We start from the raw sequence: 17376 nt of genomic DNA on the forward strand, positions 1-17376 counted from the left end.
TTATTTTCCATAATTAAATTCCATCAAAGAAAGTGTATTTCCTATAGAAATTGAAATAACCCCCGAAAGTTAGAATTGATATCCGACTTTTGGAGGCCACTTCTAGATAGCCCTTGAAACAAAAAGGAGTATCTGCTTTTGACTTCATAAATGACTCAATCTTTTTCTTTAGCCTTCTGTGTATCCCTAATATTTTTTTGAACAGTTATGGCAGCGAATACACTTAATACAAAGGACATACCATAAAATCCTTTCTCACTTAAATCAATACTTCCCGCATTATAAAGACCGATGCCCATCAAGGCGATTGCAACAATAAGAGCAAACCAGCTAATTCCATAATAGATGGCTGTCACAGGTATATCCTCATCTCGATCTCTAACCGCCTTTTGTAATGATACTGCTGAATAAAGTCCAAATACTAATACTGCGAAATAATACCCTTTTTCGTTTAATTCCATTGAAGCATTAAATAATCCTATTAGATAAGCAGCAACCCCTACCAATAAAGCCGCCCAGGTAGCACCTTTAAAAGCAGTCGTTGGTTCCCCAGGATGTCTTTCGACCTTCTTTTTTGGAACACTTTGTTCGTTATCTAATAAATATTCATTCTCATTCGACACTGAGTCTTTTCACCTCTCCTCTATATAAATAGTATTTATGTAAAGCGGAATTCCGCCTCTATATCTATTGTATAGAATATTATTACAAATTAGTACATATTATCCTTTTTGTTGTTCAATTGTCTTCACAAGGGCCTATTATAGCATGCGACTAATCAAGATTGTGGTGAATATCCTAGCCTTTTAACACCCAACATAAGTACCGACACAAAAAATATAATGAGCAAAATAAAAAGTTCAACCAGTCTTGTTCTGGTTGAACTTTATTATTTTGCAGATTGATCTCACAATCTCTGAGAATCTCACAGATCTTATACGTTAACTGTCTCTGCTCTATTCGCTTTTCTCTTATGGATTTTCTTCATTACAAATCTGGCAATTGGCTGTGCTACTATTAATTCAATCCAAAATGCCACACCGAAATTCCTAAACCAGCTCAAAAAGAAATTTTGAAAAGGTTCTAAGCTGATTTGTTTTGAGCCAACCCAGGTACCGATAATGGTTAAAAGGACGGATAGAACAGTTACATTGAAAAATGTATTCATTAAAACTCTTGCATTGAATCCATCTGTTTTACCTATGAATTTAGGCATTATTTTACCAACCACAGGTCCAGCAACAAATCTCACCAATAAAACAACAATGATCCACATAATTGGAATAATCTTTAAGGTTTCGATATAATTTTCTTTACTGAAACCACGTTCCAATCCCATAATAATTGGTGCAATCGTATTTACTGAGATGATTGAAATGATGAGCATAAATAATATGCCTTCTCTTGCGTTTTGTGGCAACCTATCTTCTCTATGCATATATACCCTCCGAAAAATGAAAAATTCAGATGGCAGACGTATCATCATAACATATATTTTTGGCATATCAACTATACCAATATCTCTACACACTGATTTAAACATATTACCATGTTAGGAGAAAAATTTTCAATCACCAATTTTCTACTTATTAAAAGACTATTTGCTCTTTAATAGATTCCAATTTTACAAGTGAACCATTTCAAGAGTTTAACTGCAAATCAATGGAAGATGTCTGAATTAGATTTGTAGCTTATTGTAGGATACTATATAGCCGTTTAAATCCTTGATTGTACCAGATAATTCACCGGATGATTGATTTGCTTCATCTATAATAGCGGTTATTTCTTTTAAATCCTTTTCCGCTTTTAACGCTGAGTATATCTTTTGCTCCAAGTTAAGTACTTCTTCATATTGATCAAGGGCTTGATTATATGTTTGTAACAGGTTAATCAGTGAGTCATGGAGGCTCAACAATGTTTCCTTATGTACTTTTTTCTGATCTATTTTACTCAGTAATTCTTCTGATTCTTTCATTTGTATTAATTGGTTTTCTACCAATGATTTGTCCTCGTCAACCATTAGTTTACACTGATTGATTGTCTCTTCAGCCTTACTTATTTGGTTTTCAGCCTTTTTTAGGTTATCTGCTCCATCTTTTACTGTCATTTCGTATAGGGATTGCAGCTTATTATTTTCGGTATTAAAAAGCTCCCCATAATTCATATTAGACTTAAAATCCCATGCCACTTGATTATGAACCTTCAAATATTTTTCATCATACTTTTGTATAACTGGTAGAATTAAAACAGCCATTAACATACTGGTTACAATTAAAGCTAGATATATACCTATTTTCTTTCTAATCATACGATTCCTCGTCCTTATAATCTCTTATCTTTATGGAAGTTTGCCGGAAAATGTTTTGATTCTTCGTATCTTTCAAATTCATAGCCCGCTTCCTTTATACTTTTAATTATTCCTGGCAATGCCTCAATGGTACCTTTCTTTTCATGAATTAAGATAATTTCCTCAGATCCATTTAATTGCTTCAGAATTTCTCCTTCAATTTTTGAAGGATTCTCTTGCAGCTTCCAATCTTTTGAATCGATTGTCCAATCCCACATTTTCAATCCTGCGTGTGCAGCTTGATCTCGCAATTTCGTATTTAACCCTGGAGATGATCCATATGGACATCTGAATAAAATCGGCAAAATATTTACCTGTTCTTTGATTAATTGCTGTGTTTCCATCACTTCTTCTACAATTTTTCCCTTTTTGTACAATCTATTATAATCATGGCTCATTGAGTGCATTCCGATATAATCTCCACGGTTGACATATTCCTTGGCCATATCCGGGTATTTCTTCATATTATTTCCGATCAGAAAATGAGTAGCCGGTATTTCAAATTGATCGAGTATAGCAATTAACTCCTTTGTATAAAGACTTGGACCATCATCAATTGTTAAATAAACTACTTTTCTTTCTTTACCATTTAATTTTTCAGGCACTTTTTTTACGGTCCTTTCATATGTAACCATGTTCAGTTCTGGATGCCCTGATTGATCATTGGTTTTGTCAGCCAAACTGGAAGTCGGCTTGATCCAGCTCATTACTGTTATGGATACTATAATAGTAACCAAGATAATTGCAAAATTACGCATTCTTTAATCTTCCTTTATAAATCTCTATTTAACTCCTATTATATTACAATTCTTTTTCTATTGTAATATTTTAGTAATATTTCAGAAAAATAGATTAACTAAAAAGCCACTATCCTCTTGTAGGGTAGTGGCTCTTGCATATCTATTTTTTTCTCTTAGATAATCTGCCAAGTAAAAAGGCACCGGCTGCTATCGCAAGAGCCGTGTTTGTTTTTTTGGTGAATACTTGTTTCGTTACAAGGCTTATGTTTTGAGGTCTTTCAGCCAAACGTCTCATAAAGTATCCATACCAATCCGTCCCAAAAGGAACATACGTACAAAACTGGTAGCCCTCTTTAGCCAATTCCATTTGCATATCGAAGCGGAAACCATAGAGCATTTGGAATTCAAATTTTTCATTAGGAATTTGATGATCTTTTACAAATTGCTTCACATGGTTTATGACTTTATGATCGTGTGTTGCAATGGAGGTGAACTTACCATTTAACAGATGATATTCTATCAAATTGATATAATTTTTATCAATTTCTGCTTTTGTTTGATAGGCTAATTCAGCAGGTTCCTTATAGGCACCTTTTACAATACGAAGGCGGTAATTTTTATATTTTTGTATATCATTTTCGGCTCGATGAAAATATGCTTGTATAACTGTACCAATATTATCGTATTTTTCCGATATCTGATCTACTAAATCAAAAGAAGGCTGTAATCTGGAATGGTTCTCCATATCAATATTTATAAAAATATCATACTTTGCAGCTGCTTCAAAAATTTCCAACAGATTGTCTCTGCAGAAATCCAAATCTATATCCAACCCTAATTGAGAGGGTTTTAATGATATATGAGCATCGACTTTATTTTCATAAATGGCCTCAATAACCTGAAGGATTTGATTCTTCGCCTTTACAGCTTCATCTTTATCACTCACAAATTCTCCAAGATTATCCACGGTACAAGAAATTCCATACTTATTTAACTCTTTTATACTCTCAATTGTTTCGTCTATATTTGTACCGGCAACTACAGTTTGGGCACCCATTTTTAACCCATATTTTTGAGCTGTGCGGTTTAAAAGCTGATTTTCTGAAAGAGCAATGAAGAAATCTTTAACAATCATTAAGAACACCCCTTATGTTAGTTAAATAACATGAAATCAATAAATACAGAATAAATACTTGTAATCTTACACTATGGGTAGGCTAAAACTTATATGTTCATATAACCTCATTTGAAGCGCTTACTTATTTCAATATATTCATAATATAGTAAATTCCGAAAGATTTCTATAAGGAATATCTTTTTTTACTTCCGTAATAATAAGCCGGCTCCCCAATAGAGCAACAGCCTTAAATAATAGGCAATTAATCGATTTAATGACCTTTTCTATATCTTTAATTGAGACATAAGCAACTATAGTGATTGTTCTTTTAACAAGTGCAGGTATTGGCTTTAATCTATATACCGCACTCCATTTCTTTTATGCATTTAGCCCTATATTAACTAGTCAGCTAGTTTTCTCCCCGTGATTTATGGCCTATTTTTCTCACAACTTAGTTTGTTTCCTAGACTTACTAAGTAGATACCTTCTATAATAATGTTCAAATACCCATGTAAACGCTTTCTATTTTAAATGAAAAGGAGATTAGGACATGTCACAAAAATTAGTACGTAAGTTTCTAAGTTTCGGATTAGCTATTGCCCTTGTAACTCCTGTCTTTTCCACTGATATTGCGAGTGCTAAGCCATTAAGTGCTTTAAAAGCTTCCCCTTTATATGAAAGGTACGAAGATTCTTTCACAATTGGGGCTGCTGTCGAACCCGATCAATTAATGGGTAAGAGCGGTCATGTATTAAAGCGTCACTATAACAGTATTGTTGCAGAGAACGTAATGAAGCCTATATCCATCCAACCCGAAGAGGGGAAATTCAATTTTAAAGAAGCAGATAAAATTGTGAAATTCGCCAAGAAAAATGATATGGATGTTCGTTTTCATACCCTTGTATGGCATAGCCAGGTTCCTGATTGGTTCTTTATTGATAAGAACGGGAATAAAATGACCGAAGAAACCAATCCAAAACAGCGGGAGAAAAATAAAAAGCTATTATTACAGCGTTTAGAAAAACACATAAAAACGATTGTCAAACGGTATAAAAATGATGTCGACTCATGGGATGTTGTAAACGAAGTGATTGACGAATATGCATCAAATGAGCAGAAGCTACGTGAATCTCCTTGGTATCAAATAACTGGTACTGATTATATTAAGGTAGCATTTAAAACAGCTAAAAAATATGCAAAAAAGAATGCAAAACTGTACATTAATGACTACAACACAGAGGTAGAACCTAAAAAAACCCATTTATATAACTTAGTTGTTGAATTGCTTGAACAAAAAGTCCCTATTGACGGTGTCGGTCATCAAGCTCATATTCAATTAGGCTGGCCATCCATTACTGAAACGGAGGAATCTATTAATCGTTTTGCTAGTCTTGGTTTAGATAATCAAGTAACCGAGTTAGATGTGAGCTTATACGGCTGGCCACCAAGACCTGCTTATCCTTCATATGAGGATATTCCAGAAGAAGAGTTCCAGCGTCAAGCTGCCAGGTATAATGAGTTATTTGAAATGTATGAGAGATTAGGAGATAAGATTAGTAACGTGACATTCTGGGGAATTGCAGATAATCATACATGGCTAGACGACCGTGCCAAGGAATATAATAATGGCGTTGGAAAGGATGCTCCATTTGTCTTTGATCCGGATTATAATCTTAAGCCTGCTTATTGGGCAATAATGGACTAGAATAGATACCAAGAATAATTTAGTATAAGAATACTTAGATATCTGCTTATACTATAGTAAAAGAGGAAGCTAATTGCTTCCTCTTTACCTTTTAGTTACAGGGTATACATTCTTTTAATTAATCTGGTCATTGTTTTAACTTAGATTGCTATTTGTTAACTTATAGTATTAACCTGCAAGTTTTCCAATCTGAAGCTCATACATTTGATAATATTTTCCTTTTAATTCCATAAGTTCATCATGGTTTCCTCTCTCCACAATTCTTCCTTTATCGAGAACAAGGATTTGGTCAGCACTTTTAATAGTAGAAAGACGGTGTGCAATAATAAAAGTGGTTCTACCTTTCTTTAGCACCTCCATTGCTTCCTGAATCAAGCTTTCTGTTTCTGTATCGATACTGGATGTAGCTTCATCAAGAATCAGGATGGCCGGATTAAAAGCCAAAGCTCGGGCAAAGGATATTAATTGGCGCTGCCCTGATGAAAGAGTACTCCCCTTTTCAACAACCGGTTCATCAAACCCATGTTCAAGATGGGCCAACACACGGTCAGCTCCCACATCACGTAACGCTTTTTCAGCTACTTCTCTCGAAATTTTTGGATCATCAAGTGTGATATTCGAAAGAATGGTTCCAGTAAACAAATATGGATCCTGTAGAACAATTCCCATATGCTCACGCAAGGTTTGATGTGGGATATCTTTCAAGTCTATCCCATCAATGCGGATAGCCCCCTCCTGATAGTCATAAAATCTGAATAACAGATTCATAATGGAACTTTTCCCAGAGCCTGTATGCCCCACTAGGGCTATTGTTTCGCCCTGACTAGCCTCAAACTGAATATCCTTTAATACTTTTTCTCCTTCTTTATAGCTAAAAGATACATGATCAAATTCAACATGCCCTTTAAAACGTGGCTTACGTTGATCCTCAACATCAATACCTTCCTCATCCAGAAGTGCAAATACGCGTTCACCGGCTACCATCGCCTGTTCAAAATTTGCAAACTGATTGACAATTCCTGATATTGGGTGGAACAGACGATTTAAATAATTCACCATCGCGTATAAAACGCCTAGACTGACGACTGATTCACCAGATGCTGCCATACCTCCGAAATACCATATAAATAGTGTTAATGTAATAACACGCAAAGCACCTACAAGATTTCCATTTAACAAGGAATTTAATTTTTGCATTTTACTTTGGTATACATAATGCTCTGTGTTCAGTTTTTCAAATTCCTCAGTTGTTTCTTTCTCTCGCTTGAATGCCTGAATGATACTCATTCCATTTATGGATTCGTTAATCATGGCATTAATATCACTTATACGCGCCCGAATGACCCTATTATACTTTGTAGCAAATTTACGAAATAATAATGTCCATCCAACGAGCAGCGGTAGAATAATCAATGTCACCATTCCAAGCTTTACATTAAGTAAAAATAGAGCAATGATAATTCCGATAATATTAACCGTACTTGAGAAAAAGTTAGCTAAGACCCTTACATAAAGCTCCCGAATTGCTTCGGTGTCATTTGTAATCCGTGCTACTACCTTTCCTGCCGGTAAATTATCAAAGTACCGAATAGGCAGTCTTTGTATCTGAGCAAAAACATCCTTTCGCATTGTTTGAATAATTCGATTTGCTGCTTTTTGTAAATAATAGCTCTGCCCATATTGAAAGAAGAATGCCACAACCATAATTCCGAAATACAGAGCAAGTAATTGCATTATACGGCTGATCTCTGGCTGATAAAACGCCATGATTTGTGCTCCTGACAATTTCTGAGCCTCATAGGTTGCTCTTTTTTCTCCACTAGTAATCACCAGCTGCCCATCTTTATAGGATCTCTTCCCATCAAACTCTATCGGTTGGTTTAGGAATAAAAACGTCGTCCCAACCTGTTGGATGGCAACCTCACTTCCGGTCCATTCCCCATCCTCTACATAGGCCTCACGTTTATATGTGCTCCCCTGATAGTGAACGGCATCCTTTGTATTCTTCGTTTCCACCCATGGAGATTCAATCCCCATGATATGGTTGTCTATCATGTTTTTCCCGATATAGGGTCCGATTAAGTCCGCCCCTACTGAGATGGATAACATCATTAGTGCTAGGATAATGGTTCCTTTACACTTCACTGCATATTGATATAAACGTTTTCCCGTCTTCCAACCGGATTCCGTTTGTTCCAAATGTTCGTTCATTAGGCGCTCACCTCCTTATTCGCTTCAATTTGCTGGCGATCAAATTGTTCTTTATACCAGCCCTTCTTATTGAGCAGCATTTCATGTGTGCCTTCCTCAATCACCACTCCATCATCTAGTACAATAATCCAGTCTGCATGCTGTACTGCTGATAATCTGTGAGTAGTGATTATCGTCGTTTTGTTGCTTCGTTCATTCCGAATATTTTCGATAATCGTTGTTTCTGTCTTGGCGTCCACTGCAGAGAGGGAGTCATCGAGAATCAGAATCTCCGGATCTTTAATTAACGCCCTGGCTATTGAAATCCTTTGCTTTTGTCCGCCAGATAAAGCAATACCTTTTTCCCCAACCAGCGTCTCCAGTCTGTTCGGCAGTCTCTCTATATCTTTTTCAAAATCAGCGAGGCGAACTGCTTTCCAAAACTCTTCATCAGTTGCTTCCATTTTTCCAAATAAAATATTCTCCCGAACTGTTTTAGAAAATAAAACATGATCCTGCGGTACATATCCAATCCATTCCCGGACATCCTCAAGATTTTGTTTTTCAATCGGTACATCGGATAGGGAAAGAATTCCGTTTCCAGCAGGATATTCACGGAGCAATTGTTTCACAAATGTGGTTTTTCCGCTTCCTGTTTTTCCGACGATTCCAATGGTATCCCCGCTATCGATTTTGACATTGATATCGGCTAGATTATCCACCTTTGAAGAAGGATAACGGAATACTACTTGATCAAATATAACGTTCTCTAATTCCGGGACATCCACTGGATTCGGATCATTTTTTACATCCTCCTGAGAAGATAATGTTTCGTTCATGCGATCGAGAGAGGCATTTCCTCTTTGCATGACATTAATTAATTCCCCAATGGCGATCATCGGCCAAATCAGCATCGATAGATATACGTTAAAGGTCACAAGCTGCCCAATTGAAATGGCTTGAGCGAATACTAGATTGGCTCCATATCCAAGACTGATTAAATAACTGATACCAATAACGAATGTGATAACCGGATCAAACATGGCATCTACTTTCGTTACTTTCATGTTTTTCTCATATACATCTTCTGTCATCTCTTCAAAGCGTTTTTCATCCGCTCGTTCCTGTACATAAGCACGAATGACACGGACACCCGCGACTGATTCAAGGACCTTGTCATTTAGTTCACCAAAAGCATCCTGTGCTACTGTGAAGTGCTCATGAATTCGCTCTCCGCCCTTTTTGACTGCCCATGCCATAATCGGCAAAGGTAAGATGGCGGCAAGCGTAAGTTCCCAACTAATTGTAATGGCCATTGTTGCTAAAATCGCAATCATATATAAGGTAGAATCCATTAACGTTAAAATACCGAATCCTGCTGTAACGGATATAGATTTAAGATCATTGGTTGCTCTTGCCATTAAATCGCCTGTACGATTCTTTTCATAGAAGGTTGGTGTCATTTTTAATAAATGACCTATAAATCCTGAGCGCAGCTTCCGCTCTAAAACATACGCTCCACTAAATAACTGGTAATTCCATATATAGGTTAGTATATAGAGGGTGACCATTAACCCGATCATCCACCAAACATAGGTCATGAGTGTCTCCTGATTCATTTCACCTATACTCATGTCATCTATGGCCATCCCAACAATCATCGGTGGCAAAACCTCCAGCACATTTACGATATTCAATAACGCGATTGCGACTGTATACCGAATCCAGTGCTCTTTAAAAAACCAACCTAATTTCTTTAAAACCGAAAACATTCCATCTCCTCCTTTGTCTTAACCGAAGAACATTTTAATTGCTACGTACTGTTTGCCTGTATGTCCCTTGAGATTTTTACATTGACCACATTTGATTCCATTTTTCTTCCTCCTTTTTTGAATGCAACTTAAAATTACCAACAAAAAAAGACTGCAACGATTACGTGTTGATACTTCCTCCAATCAAAAGAAGATTCGAACGTAAAAACGTCCAATCTTTACATTTGAGTTAGACAAAAGTACTCACGGCAACGTGCAGTCTTTTCGTTTAAAACGAGTTAAATCATATTTAAACGGGAGGACTGCACAAATCTCATATCGACTCGATGATACGCTACAACAATCACTGATTTTTTCATCATACAGTCCTCCTTTCATTGATAAGTAAATTGGTAAGTCTTTACACAGATTACTACTATTTGAATTGTTAGTCAATTACAAATTTAAAATATTTTCAAAAATTTAATTGCATGTTCGCTCATTGAATTATTTTTACAAAAACATCCATACTACCTTGCATTAAACAGTACCGTGTGTAATACTATAGTTACTACTATACAATGTATAATAGCGAAGGAAAGGAGGCTTTACGATTGAATGTCCAATTCAAAAAGGGCGTTTTAGAGCTTTGCGTACTTGTTATGTTAAATAACAAGGATCGTTATGGATATGAGCTCGTTCAGGGGATTTCCGATAAATTTGAAATTTCCGAAGGAGCCGTCTATCCGCTTCTCAGACGACTTACCAAAGAAGAATATTTCACGACCTATTTACAGGAATCTACAGAGGGGCCCTCTCGTAAATACTATCATCTAACAGAAAAAGGCCGGGATTACCTGAAGCAGCTGGTAAGAGAATGGCAAGCATTTTCCACAGGTGTTAATCAAATTATTGAGGAAGGTGAAGTACAGTGAATCGGGAACAATTTTTGCAACAATTATCTAACCATCTTAGCGCCCTGCCTAAAGAGGAACGCAATGACATCTTAAATGATTATAATGAGTATTTTGAAAATGGTTTATTAGAGGGAAAGTCCGAGAGTGAAATATCAGATAATCTTGGTTCTCCTGAATTAATCGCAAAGGAATTAAATATATCGAATACATTTGCCGAGATAGACAGGAAGATGACCTTCTCAAACGTCTTTGGTGCGATTGGATTAACAATTGGACTGAGCTTTCTGAATCTAATTTTTGTCCTTGGTCCTGCCATAGCTCTTGGAGGTATATTGTTAGGCGGTTGGGGGGCAAGTATCGGTCTCATATTATCACCATTCCTCCACCTGATTGGTATTATATTGGGTTTCAATCAGGCCTATGCATTTGAAGTTTTTCTTTCAATCGGGTTCAGCGGTTTAGGAATTCTCCTCTTGTTTGGCATGTATTATGTAACCATCTTTAGTTCTAAAGTGTTTATTAAATATTGCAAATGGAATGTTTCAGTTGTAAAGGGAGGTATGAAGCATGTATAAAAAGTGGCTGATTGTAGCTGGAATACTCATCGTTATTGGCTTTTCAGGAGCATTGCTGACTGCAAAATCGTTTTTTTCACTTCAAAATGAGAATGACAAACAAACGAAGCAGTTTCAAAGTTCAGAGATACAATCGATTGATGTCAATAATACCGTAGGGACAATCAAGCTGGCAGAAACATCTGGAGATGAAATTATTGTTGAGACAATTGGGTCTAAAATGTCCAATCCCATAAAAATAGAAGAGAACGGTGAAACCCTGTCCATTACAAACGAGGCGGATCATACTATTTCTCTAGGTGTTAATTTTAAAAAATCATCAGAGAATATTACAGTCTATTTGCCAAAAAAACAGTATGACAGAATCTCAGCATCAAATGAAGTCGGTGAAATTACAATCTCTCAGATTAATGCAGCCCACTTAAATGCAGAATCAGAAGTTGGAAGCATTCATATAAGCGATGTATCCTCCACTTCAATAATCGCTTCTTCGGAGCTAGGGAACATTAAGATACAAAAATACAGCGGCAAGCTCCAGGTCGATAATGAAGTTGGCTCGATTGATATTTCGACCGATGAAATCACTGAACCGCTTATCGCCAAAAATGAACTTGGAGAAATCGACTTAACAATTAATCAGGATCCAAATAACATCTTAATTACAGCAGACTCTGAGATTGGCAGTAAACGAATCTTTGGCAAAAAAACCGGAAGTTATATGAGTGGGGATGGAAGCATTACAGTTCAACTGAGCACGGAGACCGGCAGTATTCGTGTTACTGATTAATGAAAAACCCGATAAAACCTTCAAGGGCTTTATCGGGTTTATTTTCAATTCTATCAAACAGCTGTTTTAGCCTGATTTTGAGCAGCATCCACAAGGATGAATACCGCTGACAACAAGTGCATAATCATTCCAATACCAGGAATGAAGCCAACAACGGACGTTACAATTCCCAGTATATTTCCGTTAGCTTTTATTCCGGCTTTATACGAAAAGACTACAATGATGATATGGAAAGCAAGCATAATAAATAAGGGTACCCATGCCATGCTTAGGATAATTGTTCCTCCAAGAACAGGTATACCTAATAATGCTTCCATACCGCCTGATACCCATTTTAAAATATTAATCATTTGACGACTCATTACTAGCCACCCTCTCTCTTATATATTTTTTAAAATATTATTCTATAATAACTATATTTACTATATACCCATTAATCTAAATATTATTAACTATATTTTTCAATAAATATGTATTATGTTTATATAATTTTGTCTTTCTTATCTTTATGTACATCCATTTTTCCAGTAACCATCTAACACGTTGCTGCTATTATAAACCTCCTCCTGCCCTACTTCATCAATAGAACTACTCCCCATCAATTAAAATTCCAAAAAAGATAACAGCACAAGCGGTATCGCCATACATAAAGAATACCTTTTAATCGTAGATTGCAAAGATATGAAAGTAATCAATCAAGATGTAGATAAGATTATTTATCAAAAGGAAGGATTAAGTAAATCCATAAATGCAAATGCTGACAGCCAATACATTCAATTTACCCCTTTCGATGCGAGTTTTTCTGCTCAGATTATTTTTGATCTATTTGACCGTATTTTGGAGCCGAATAGCTTGAGGATATCCGATATTGCTGCATTTTGTATTTCACAATTTGCATATGGAGATAAGTTAACCATTGAACAACACTAGGATATCCAAAGCCAAAAGGTCATTTATATTGGAGATCAATATGGCTATACAGGTTCGAGCAGTCCGTTCCTCGCTTTCCATGAAGGGATACAGGATGGGCGTATTAAGCGCGGAGATTATGTTATGTTTTGGACAGTTGGTGCAGGACATCAGTTCATCGCTATGTTATGGAAATACTAATCTCTTTATATAAAATGAAACGGATCTAGCATCAAGTCGTTGCAGGAACAAAAAATCCACCTTGTTTTTTAGGTGGATTTTCTCTTATCATTTTTTATTAAACTGACTTCGCCCGAGCGTTTCAACCGTCCTCGGAATTAAACTGTAAATCTTACTTCCCGCATTCATCCAGCCTGGTGCATTAATTTCCCGCTTATTTTTTAGCATGATATTCGTGATTTTTTCTGCCAGCTTGACCGGATCAATCATCAAGCGTTCAATGTTTTTGATATACGTACCTTCTTTATCTGCGATATTAAAGAAATTGGTTTTAATCGGTCCAGGATTGACGGATGTAACAAAAACATTCTCTGTATGCATTTCCATACGTAAGGCATTTGTAAATCCAAGTACCGCATGCTTCGTTGCTGAGTAAACACTTGATTTCGGCGTCGCCATTTTCCCAGCCTGGGATGCAATATTGATAATGTGGCCTGATTTCTTTTCTGCCATCGCAGGCAGTACCATTTTCGTACAGGCAATGAGTCCAACCACATTTGTATTGATCATGGATTCTGTATCATCTAAACTTGCGTCCAACACTTTCTCGAAAATTCCAAAGCCAGCATTGTTCACCAGAACATCGGTATCTCCCACTTCATTCTTGATGTGGGCAAATGTCTGTTCAACAGCATTCCGATCGGATACATCCAATGTATATACATAAACCTCGCAATTAAAATCAGTCATTAATTCTTTACGGATTTTTTCTAATTTGTCCAAACTCCGTGCGATTAAAACCAATTTTGCTCCACTTTTAGCAGCATGTCTGGCAATTTGTTCACCTAACCCGCCTGAGGCACCCGTAATCGTAACAATTTTCCCACGAATTCGTTCATTCATGTACTTCACTTCCTCATTAATGGTCCATTATTTATTATAATACCATACGACACCATCAACCATTTCACTTTCAATTTCATGAAGACTATCTAGATAATCGAGCTGGCCCAATGTCTCAAACAATGCCAGTGCTGGATCTCTCTTAACAGCCTTCGGAAATAATTGTATAGCTAATTCCAAGACGTTCCGACGGTCTTCCCCAATGAGGCTTTTAACATGAAATGCCCGCTCATGCTGATTTTTTAAACGTTTCTCTATTAGCTGGTATGGTTCAGTAATGTCCTTTCCATGCCCTGGATATACGATTGTCAGTCTTTCATTTTGCAATCGACGCAAGCTATCATTCAGTTGCAGTTGCGGCTTCAATCTCTCCTGCTCTGCCCTTTTCGGTACCTCCAGAATCGGGTTAGGTGAAATTTTACCCAATAATAAATCTCCGCCAATCAGTGTACCTGACTCTTCATGATAGAAGGATAAGTGACCCTGTGAATGGCCAAAGGTTTCCATTGCTCTCCAACCAGGATGGCCGGGAATCCAGTCTCCTTCTTTCAAAAAATGTGTGAGGGGTTTTGAACCCGAATACGTATATAGGGACTCTATATCATTGGCATATTTCATCAATTGCGGAGGTACGCCAAATTGCTTTGCCATACTTGTAAAATAATCTTTTTGTTCCTTCATAAATGCTGGATCCCTTTTAAGATACCGCTGGTTATCTTCATGTCCATACAATGGATCTTCTTGAAATACATCAATTAATCCACAGTGGTCAGAGTGGTGGTGGGTTAATATTACCTGTTCAATATCAGATAGCCTATATCCCAGTTCCTTTAACTGCCGTTCAAGTGCCTCTTTTGCTTCCTGTGTTTTAATTCCGGCATCTACCAGAGTTAAAGCATCTCCTTTTAGAAGATACGTATTTACATCTCCGACAGCAAACGGAGTCGGTATAATAATTTTTTCAGCTACCCTTGTAATCGAACTCATCTCATTACTCCCTGTTATGTATTTTAGTAATTATTTTTACATAATTTGTATGAAAATTCCATCATAAAGTTTGAATATTCTTGACACATGAGCTATTTTTTTGCATAATTTCTATTAATATCAAATAAATATACTTATACAAGCGTTCGAGAAAGAATAGTAAATCATGTATGGCGTAAGAGAGTGAAACCCGTTGGCTGTAAGGTTTCGCCGCCCACTGATGATTGAACCTGCCTTTCGAGCTGTCAGGAAAACCTGGCCGTCCGACCGGGCGTTATCCGGTATAAAGATGCAAGCATTCTAGAGCCGAATGCTCGTAAATTAAGGTGGTACCACGGAAGAATAGCCTTTCGTCCTTTACAGGATGAAGGGCTTTTTTTATTTTTACAAAGGAGGCAGGAGCATGAATAAAAAAATTGCTTTTCTTGGAGCCGGTTCTATGGCTGAAGCATTGATTGCAGGCATTGTAAAAAAAGGGGCAACTTCACCCGGAGATCTTTGGGTCTGTAATCGGAACAATGATCCTCAACTAGAACGCTTGAAAAAAAACTATGGCGTTATTCCATGCCGCAACATGTCCTCCCTTCTATCTGACGCAGATATCATCCTGATAGCCGTTAAGCCGAAGGATGTTTATACAGTCTTACAACAAGCCAAACCTTATCTAACCAGTAAGATGGTACTTATATCTGTTGCCGCAGGAATTTCTACTCAAAGCATTGAAGCCATTTTAGAGAATACTATGCCGATTATTCGGGCTATGCCAAATACATCTGCGGCAGTTGGAAAATCCGCCACTGCTATTTCAGGGAACATCTATATGAAACCAGAGCATCTTACACTGGCTAAAGACATTTTCAATACGGTAGGAATGGTCGTTTTTACAGAAGAAGAGAAAATGGATGCCGTCACAGGCCTCTCTGGAAGCGGACCAGCATATATTTATTACTTAATTGAAGCCATGCATCAATCAGCCCAACAAATTGGTCTTAATCATCAAGAAGCTCAAACTCTGATTATCCAAACGTTAATGGGAGCTGCCGAAATGGTCCACTCCTCCGATAAATCTCCTCAAATGCTGCGTTACGAGGTAACAAGTCCAGGAGGAACTACTGAAGCAGGTATCCAAATCCTTGAACAACATGGCGTTAAGGAAGCCTTTATTAAATGCATTCAAGAGGCTACCCTCCAATCAGAGCGTATGGGTAAGGAATTAGGAAGTAAAATCAAAGAAAAAATTCTATATGAGTAAAATAAATAGTTATATGATGCGCGTATCAATTACAGCACTTCTCTAAGCGCATTCAGAAAAATGGTCAATCATTAATCATCTAACGGGAGGATTATACTATCCTCTCTTTTTTTACTATCCCACTCCAGTAGGCTTTCAACATTCAGCCCAGCAAATGTTAGAATCCCGCTCTCCCCTCATACATGATGAAATAATGATTGAACTTTTAAGGCCACCTCCATTGGTCTTACGTCAATAGATGTTAACTTTTCAAGACCCACCCATATTGGCAGGTACGTTCCTCTTCCCCTTGTTTTGTTTGTATATTCATCACCTTGCCCGGTGCCTATAGTTCCAGATAAAATTTTTGCCTTGTAGAAGTATTGGTTATTTCCGTTATATTTTACTTTTGAAATACATTCATTAACATTTACACCTACCCCCAATTCCTCGATGGCTTCCCTTTTAGCTGCAGCTTCAGGTGTTTCACCATTCTCTATGCCTCCTCCAGGAAAAACATAATAAACAGAAGCATTCAAACTTCTTTTAATGAGTACTATCTGATTGTTTTCTATAATTACCACGGAGCTCCGATCTTTCATAGCCATTCTCCTCCCTGTTTACGAGTATTGTTCTTGATATTTTTTATATAAAACCATGACTTATAGCAAAATAGCTGACCTTTTAACATTCGTAACATATTAATAAGGTAAATAGGAATTTTCATAAGCTAATTTTAAATCCATTAATTCTCGAGAGTAATGATTGCTGCAGAAATTTAGGCTGTCCCAACTTTAAATATTGTCCAATCCATCTATCACTTTAAACCATATGATGGCTATGTAATGGGAATTCGCTCCCATTATTGCAGCAATGAACAGGAGGTGTCTGTATTGAGTGATTCTTATGGTGGTAAAGGTGTAGGAAGCTTTGCTTTCGTTGTTGTTCTTTTCATCTTGTTAATTATTGTCGGTGCTTCTTATGTTGGAGGCGGCTACGGCGGTTACTAAGTAAGATAGGGGGCATGTACTCGGGGA

19 protein-coding genes are annotated in these 17376 nt (G+C 37.0%); 8 read left to right on the top strand and 11 right to left on the bottom strand.

Annotated features, from left to right (window positions below; all coding sequences use genetic code 11):
* Positions 1-155: 155 nt before the first annotated feature.
* The 5 genes from yiaA to AC4BHA_RS11965 form a co-directional block, all read right to left on the bottom strand.
* The gene (gene yiaA, locus AC4BHA_RS11945; protein ID WP_066104623.1) at positions 156-623 is read right to left on the bottom strand and encodes an inner membrane protein YiaA; all 468 of its coding nucleotides are present in this window, start codon (positions 621-623) and stop codon (positions 156-158) included.
* Positions 624-934: 311 nt separating this feature from the next.
* The gene (locus tag AC4BHA_RS11950; RefSeq protein ID WP_066104627.1) at positions 935-1438 is read right to left on the bottom strand and encodes a DUF2798 domain-containing protein; all 504 of its coding nucleotides are present in this window, start codon (positions 1436-1438) and stop codon (positions 935-937) included.
* Between the two features lie 240 nt (positions 1439-1678).
* Entirely contained in the window at positions 1679-2308 is a 630-nt protein-coding gene (locus AC4BHA_RS11955) for a YkyA family protein (RefSeq protein ID WP_066104630.1), read from the bottom strand.
* Positions 2309-2322: 14 nt separating this feature from the next.
* Positions 2323-3105: a polysaccharide deacetylase family protein gene (locus AC4BHA_RS11960; protein ID WP_066104633.1), complete on the bottom strand. Its 783-nt coding sequence runs from the start codon at positions 3103-3105 to the stop codon at positions 2323-2325.
* A gap of 142 nt (positions 3106-3247) precedes the next feature.
* Positions 3248-4222, bottom strand: a complete 975-nt coding sequence (locus tag AC4BHA_RS11965) for a proline dehydrogenase family protein (RefSeq protein WP_066104637.1) — start codon at positions 4220-4222, stop codon at positions 3248-3250.
* A 532-nt stretch (positions 4223-4754) separates the two neighbouring features.
* On the opposite strand from AC4BHA_RS11965, the gene AC4BHA_RS11970 reads away from it, so the two are divergent.
* The gene (locus AC4BHA_RS11970; RefSeq protein ID WP_148630052.1) at positions 4755-5909 is read left to right on the top strand and encodes an endo-1,4-beta-xylanase; all 1155 of its coding nucleotides are present in this window, start codon (positions 4755-4757) and stop codon (positions 5907-5909) included.
* A gap of 168 nt (positions 5910-6077) precedes the next feature.
* Here AC4BHA_RS11970 and AC4BHA_RS11975 read toward each other — a convergent pair whose 3' ends face one another.
* Complete coding sequence (locus AC4BHA_RS11975) at positions 6078-8120, bottom strand: ABC transporter ATP-binding protein (protein WP_490558717.1); 2043 nt, start codon at positions 8118-8120, stop codon at positions 6078-6080.
* Positions 8120-9871, bottom strand: a complete 1752-nt coding sequence (locus tag AC4BHA_RS11980) for an ABC transporter ATP-binding protein (RefSeq protein ID WP_490551188.1) — start codon at positions 9869-9871, stop codon at positions 8120-8122. The genes AC4BHA_RS11975 and AC4BHA_RS11980 overlap by 1 nt, the downstream gene beginning before the upstream one ends.
* 593 nt (positions 9872-10464) lie before the next feature.
* On the opposite strand from AC4BHA_RS11980, the gene AC4BHA_RS11985 reads away from it, so the two are divergent.
* Genes AC4BHA_RS11985 through AC4BHA_RS11995 form a run of 3 tightly spaced genes read left to right on the top strand, consistent with a single transcriptional unit; the run spans position 10465 to position 12129 of the window.
* Positions 10465-10785, top strand: coding sequence for a PadR family transcriptional regulator (locus AC4BHA_RS11985; protein WP_066104658.1), 321 nt, complete (start codon positions 10465-10467; stop codon positions 10783-10785).
* Positions 10782-11342, top strand: a complete 561-nt coding sequence (locus tag AC4BHA_RS11990; protein WP_066104661.1) for an HAAS signaling domain-containing protein — start codon at positions 10782-10784, stop codon at positions 11340-11342. Before AC4BHA_RS11985 ends, AC4BHA_RS11990 begins: the two co-directional genes overlap by 4 nt.
* Entirely contained in the window at positions 11335-12129 is a 795-nt protein-coding gene (locus AC4BHA_RS11995) for a DUF4097 family beta strand repeat-containing protein (RefSeq protein WP_139892417.1), read from the top strand. The genes AC4BHA_RS11990 and AC4BHA_RS11995 overlap by 8 nt, the downstream gene beginning before the upstream one ends.
* A gap of 53 nt (positions 12130-12182) precedes the next feature.
* Here the strand turns inward: AC4BHA_RS11995 and AC4BHA_RS12000 are convergent, their stop codons facing one another.
* Positions 12183-12491, bottom strand: a complete 309-nt coding sequence (locus AC4BHA_RS12000) for a hypothetical protein (protein ID WP_225983600.1) — start codon at positions 12489-12491, stop codon at positions 12183-12185.
* 319 nt (positions 12492-12810) lie between these two features.
* Here AC4BHA_RS12000 and AC4BHA_RS12005 point away from each other — a divergent pair, with 319 nt between their 5' ends.
* The gene (locus AC4BHA_RS12005) at positions 12811-13059 is read left to right on the top strand and encodes a hypothetical protein (RefSeq protein ID WP_066104667.1); all 249 of its coding nucleotides are present in this window, start codon (positions 12811-12813) and stop codon (positions 13057-13059) included.
* A 3-nt stretch (positions 13060-13062) separates the two neighbouring features.
* A complete protein-coding gene (locus AC4BHA_RS12010; protein WP_077248084.1) occupies positions 13063-13239 on the top strand; it encodes a 3-oxoacyl-[acyl-carrier-protein] synthase III C-terminal domain-containing protein in 177 nt (58 codons plus the stop codon).
* Between the two features lie 87 nt (positions 13240-13326).
* Here AC4BHA_RS12010 and AC4BHA_RS12015 read toward each other — a convergent pair whose 3' ends face one another.
* On the bottom strand, positions 13327-14121 hold the full coding sequence (locus tag AC4BHA_RS12015) for an SDR family NAD(P)-dependent oxidoreductase (RefSeq protein WP_066104670.1): 795 nt from the start codon (positions 14119-14121) through the stop codon (positions 13327-13329).
* A gap of 27 nt (positions 14122-14148) precedes the next feature.
* Positions 14149-15108, bottom strand: a complete 960-nt coding sequence (locus AC4BHA_RS12020) for an MBL fold metallo-hydrolase (RefSeq protein ID WP_490558718.1) — start codon at positions 15106-15108, stop codon at positions 14149-14151.
* Positions 15109-15511: 403 nt separating this feature from the next.
* Between AC4BHA_RS12020 and proC the strand changes: the two genes are divergently transcribed.
* On the top strand, positions 15512-16360 hold the full coding sequence (gene proC / locus AC4BHA_RS12025) for a pyrroline-5-carboxylate reductase (protein WP_066104675.1): 849 nt from the start codon (positions 15512-15514) through the stop codon (positions 16358-16360).
* Between the two features lie 176 nt (positions 16361-16536).
* On the opposite strand, the gene AC4BHA_RS12030 is transcribed toward proC, so the two are convergent.
* Positions 16537-16947 (bottom strand): NUDIX hydrolase, encoded by a 411-nt coding sequence (locus AC4BHA_RS12030; protein ID WP_490558719.1) that lies wholly within the window; start codon positions 16945-16947, stop codon positions 16537-16539.
* Between the two features lie 285 nt (positions 16948-17232).
* Between AC4BHA_RS12030 and AC4BHA_RS12035 the strand changes: the two genes are divergently transcribed.
* Positions 17233-17349 (top strand): YjcZ family sporulation protein, encoded by a 117-nt coding sequence (locus tag AC4BHA_RS12035; RefSeq protein WP_077248053.1) that lies wholly within the window; start codon positions 17233-17235, stop codon positions 17347-17349.
* Positions 17350-17376 lie beyond the last annotated feature (27 nt).

Source organism: Pradoshia sp. Z3_51 (genome assembly GCF_058215915.1).